The following is a 3515-nucleotide window of genomic DNA, read 5'->3' as shown; positions in this document are numbered from 1 at the left end:
ATTTCCAGGCACCAAATGCGGCACGACGGTTTAAACGCCCGTTATCCAGTAAGAAATTTTCGACAGCCATTTTTATCAGGTGGTTACGTGACAGATTACGGATACCTTTCAGGTCATCGAGCTGCTGGATGTATTCTTCATCCAGCTCAATAAGGGTACGGCGTTTGTATAGTTTCATCATATTTTCACTAAATAAGTATATACAAATATGATATCACTATATTTGTAATAATCATTTTGGATTGGTCTGGGAAGTCCAGACTAACCATGTAATACAGTCTGTTTTTGATGGTTAGTTAATATTGTTTTAATATTAAAATGATAGTGTATAAATGTTGTTTAACAATGATTATAACTCGCTTTTGTTTCCTTTAATCTGTATCCCGTGATCAACGGCATTATGGCAAGCCATATTGATGTAACCGGCTCGTGACTGCCCTATCTCGGCTGCTTTCTCATCAATTTTTTCTAATAGTTCTGGGGATATCGTCAGGGTTATTTGCTGCTTTTTCCCTTTTTTCACACCTTTAGGTTTTGTTGCCTGGGCATCTGGTGCCCCACTGATGAATGCATCTGCTGCAATGTTATCAATGTCAGTTTTCTTTTTAGGGGGTTTTGTAATAGCCATATGATATTAACCTGATTGTTTTTTAATATTAAATTAATCGTTAAATAAGATTGAAATGATTTTATCTAATTCATCGATAGCTACTTTTTCAGCTTTCCTAAGTTTTAGCTCTTTTACACAGCGACCAGACCCTGCAGCATTGGCGTAGGCTTTACGTTGGTAGATATAATTTTCTATGAGTTGTACTTCGCTAAATTCACGAATCGCGTCTACTACTTCAATATTGTCTTTTGTCCGAGGGTTCGTATCCGCTTTATTTAGGATGGAGTACGCTACCAAGTTATCCCTCACACTACGTGCTTCTTTGATGAGCTCAGATACATGTTCCATTGCCCATACTTCAAAGCTACCAGGAATGAATGGAACCAAAAGGATATCCGTTAAGGTTAACGCAGCCCGTAAAGCTGTCGAATCACGGCCGCCACATTCAATAATGATGTCATCGAATTTATCTCTTTGCTGAAGTACCTGTGACCGGAGTACGGGACCATCTGGGTAGAACGAACAAGCGATCCCTGGCTCAATGCCTGCCTCTGACCGTATATAAATAGCTGTTTGGGATGAGCCTTGCTTATCACCATCGACAAGCCATACATCCCTACCTTGCAGAGCTCTGGTTATTGCAATGTTCACTGCCAGAGTGGACTTTCCAACCCCACCTTTTGTATTACCAACCGTAAGTATCATAGTTAGTCCTTTTAATATTAAAATAATATTAAGATGATAGTGGTTAACTATCTATTGTCAATCATTACTGTGCACGCACCTTCTCTTTTATCTCACGGGTTGAACATTAATTTATTAATATCGTTTTAATATTAAATCAATATCATTTTAGGTTGATTTTAATCGTGTAATGATATTAATATGATTGCAACCCAGTTTGAGTAACTGACCTGGCATAGGTCATGGGAAAGCGCCTAAATTGTGAGTTGCATCTCTTGGATGCATTTCAACCACTCAGTTTGAGTATTGATGAGGTTCAAAATGATGAATGTATTTTGTGATGATGGTTCTACAAACGTTAAGTTGGCTTGGCATGACAAAAAAGGATTGCAAGGCTCTGTATCTGCTAATTCTTTCCGAGCTGGCTGGAAAGTCGAGGGTATGGGGAGTCGCCAAACCTTTAACTATGCATTGGATGGTAAAAAGTATACGTATGACGAAGTGAGCGCTGATGCCATCAATACGACTCATATTGAGTATCAATACTCGGACGTGAACGTGTTGGCTGTTCATCATGCTTTGCTCAACAGCGGTCTTGCGCCTCAAACTGTCAGTTTGACCGTCACATTACCGATCAGTGAGTTCTATACACCCGAATGCCAGAAGAACACTGTGAACATTTCACGCAAAGTAGAAAACCTTATGCGTCCAGTTGTTTTGAACAAAGGTGAAGTATTCTGCATTGAAAGCGTGACCGTTATGCCTGAATCTCTACCTGCTGTATTCACTCGTCTTGTTGAGGATCAGGTGGGACCGTTTGAAAAGTCTCTGGTTATCGATTTAGGTGGGACCACATTGGATGTTGGTGTCATCGTGGGGCAGTTTGAAGATGTCACCCATATCCACGGTAACGCGAGTATCGGCGTTTCAATGGTCACACAAGCGGCATTAAGTGCGTTAAAAATGGCATCCAGTGATACCAGTGCAAGAGTTGCTGATGAGCTTATTATCCGTCGAAATCAGCCTGACTTCGTCAAACAGGTTGTGAACGATGAGAGTAAGAAGGCGTTTGTTATCGAGACGATTGAGGCCTCTATTGCCAGACTTGGGGAGCGGGTCGTTGATGAGTTGGCTGACTTTAAGCATGTTAATCGTATCTATATCGTGGGCGGTGGGGCACCGTTGATTGAAAAGGCCATTAAAACGGCTTGGAGCCATTTGGGTAACAAAGTCGTCATGATGGCATCGCCACAAACTGCTTTGGTTCAGGCAATAGCGGCGTTTAAAGAAGGGGAGTGAGGTGAGCGACGACCGGAGAAAGTTTACGCTCTATTTGCATCCCGAAGAGGTAAAGAGTGATGCGCAGGCGATATCGGTGATTGATACGGTTTCACGTCGCTCACGGGGCGAGTTGTTTCGCCAGACATTTGTGGCAGGGTTGGCCTTGCAGCAGTTAGATGACCGTCTGCCCGCACTGATAGCAACAATGTTGACGAGAACATTGACTGTTGATCAAGTCATTGGACTGATAGCCCAAACCAGGCCCAGTGGGAGCGAAGCTACAAAATGCGACATCTGACTTTTTTGAGCTGGATCTGAGTAAAAATCACTTACCTGTGAAATGGTTGCTGTAGCGATTACCCACTGATGATTCAGGGAGTTAGAATTTTGTCACAGGATCAGCCATTTGATGAAAGGGATGTTTGGAGTTTGCTTGCTGACGAGCTTTCCTTACTCCCTGGCATGACCGATGCCGGTCGCTTAGGGTTTGCCATTCAATTGAAATTCCGACAAACATATGGCCATTACCCTGAATCAATAAGCGAACTCCCCTCAGGTATTGTGCGCGTTATTGCTGAACAGATTGGATGTACTTCTGTACCCTTCGAGAATTACCCTCTTCAGGGACGACAGGCCCAGCGTCACCGACAAAATATTCGTCGCTATTTGGGTGTCAGACTCCCCAATAAAAACGATATAGCGCAGCTTACTGCCTGGTTAACCGAATTTATCCTTCCATTAAACCCGCAAGCTCTACATGGCAGTGAGCTTGTTTCTGACTGGTGTCAGGAGCAGAAGATTGAACGTCCCGCAGCCGATCACCTGGATCGGGTTATTCGTTCAGCTGTGCACCAGTTCGAAACAGAACAGCAAAACATCATATTTACCCGACTTTCACTCGACAGTAAGGTTGCCATCAACCATTTACTGTCAGCCGAAG

At 43.0% G+C, this 3515-nt stretch carries 6 protein-coding genes; 3 read left to right on the top strand and 3 right to left on the bottom strand.

Features of this window, described 5'->3' with window-relative positions; translation table 11 throughout:
• The 3 genes from AEP37_RS26385 to AEP37_RS22755 all read right to left on the bottom strand — a co-directional run.
• The coding region (locus AEP37_RS26385) for a CopG family transcriptional regulator (protein ID WP_156168748.1) at window positions 1-181 on the bottom strand (181 nt) is incomplete at its 3' end.
• Window positions 182-349: 168 nt separating this feature from the next.
• Window positions 350-628, bottom strand: coding sequence for a CopG family transcriptional regulator (locus AEP37_RS22760; RefSeq protein WP_025384506.1), 279 nt, complete (start codon window positions 626-628; stop codon window positions 350-352).
• 33 nt (window positions 629-661) lie between these two features.
• A complete protein-coding gene (locus tag AEP37_RS22755; protein ID WP_049615457.1) occupies window positions 662-1315 on the bottom strand; it encodes an AAA family ATPase in 654 nt (217 codons plus the stop codon).
• 303 nt (window positions 1316-1618) lie between these two features.
• Between AEP37_RS22755 and parM the strand changes: the two genes are divergently transcribed.
• From parM to AEP37_RS22740, 3 genes are all read left to right on the top strand, one after another.
• Window positions 1619-2593 (top strand): plasmid segregation protein ParM domain-containing protein, encoded by a 975-nt coding sequence (gene parM, locus AEP37_RS22750; protein WP_049615458.1) that lies wholly within the window; start codon window positions 1619-1621, stop codon window positions 2591-2593.
• A 1-nt stretch (window position 2594) separates the two neighbouring features.
• Complete coding sequence (locus AEP37_RS22745; RefSeq protein WP_049615456.1) at window positions 2595-2873, top strand: plasmid partitioning/stability family protein; 279 nt, start codon at window positions 2595-2597, stop codon at window positions 2871-2873.
• A gap of 68 nt (window positions 2874-2941) precedes the next feature.
• The coding region (locus tag AEP37_RS22740; RefSeq protein ID WP_049615455.1) for a DUF4158 domain-containing protein at window positions 2942-3515 on the top strand (574 nt) is incomplete at its 3' end.

The sequence above is a fragment of the Yersinia pekkanenii genome, assembly GCF_001152565.1.
Lineage (GTDB): Bacteria > Pseudomonadota > Gammaproteobacteria > Enterobacterales > Enterobacteriaceae > Yersinia > Yersinia pekkanenii.
The sequence above is the reverse complement of the archived record's forward strand: the minus strand, read 5'-3'. Positions and strand labels throughout refer to the sequence as shown.

Excerpts from the sequence above, each read along its gene's own strand:
- AEP37_RS22760 (WP_025384506.1), bottom strand. The coding sequence starts at position 628 with ATGGCTATTACAAAACCCCCTAAAAAGAAAACTGACATTGATAACATT.
- AEP37_RS22755 (WP_049615457.1), bottom strand. The coding sequence starts at position 1,315 with ATGATACTTACGGTTGGTAATACAAAAGGTGGGGTTGGAAAGTCCACT.
- parM (WP_049615458.1), top strand. The coding sequence starts at position 1,619 with ATGAATGTATTTTGTGATGATGGTTCTACAAACGTTAAGTTGGCTTGG.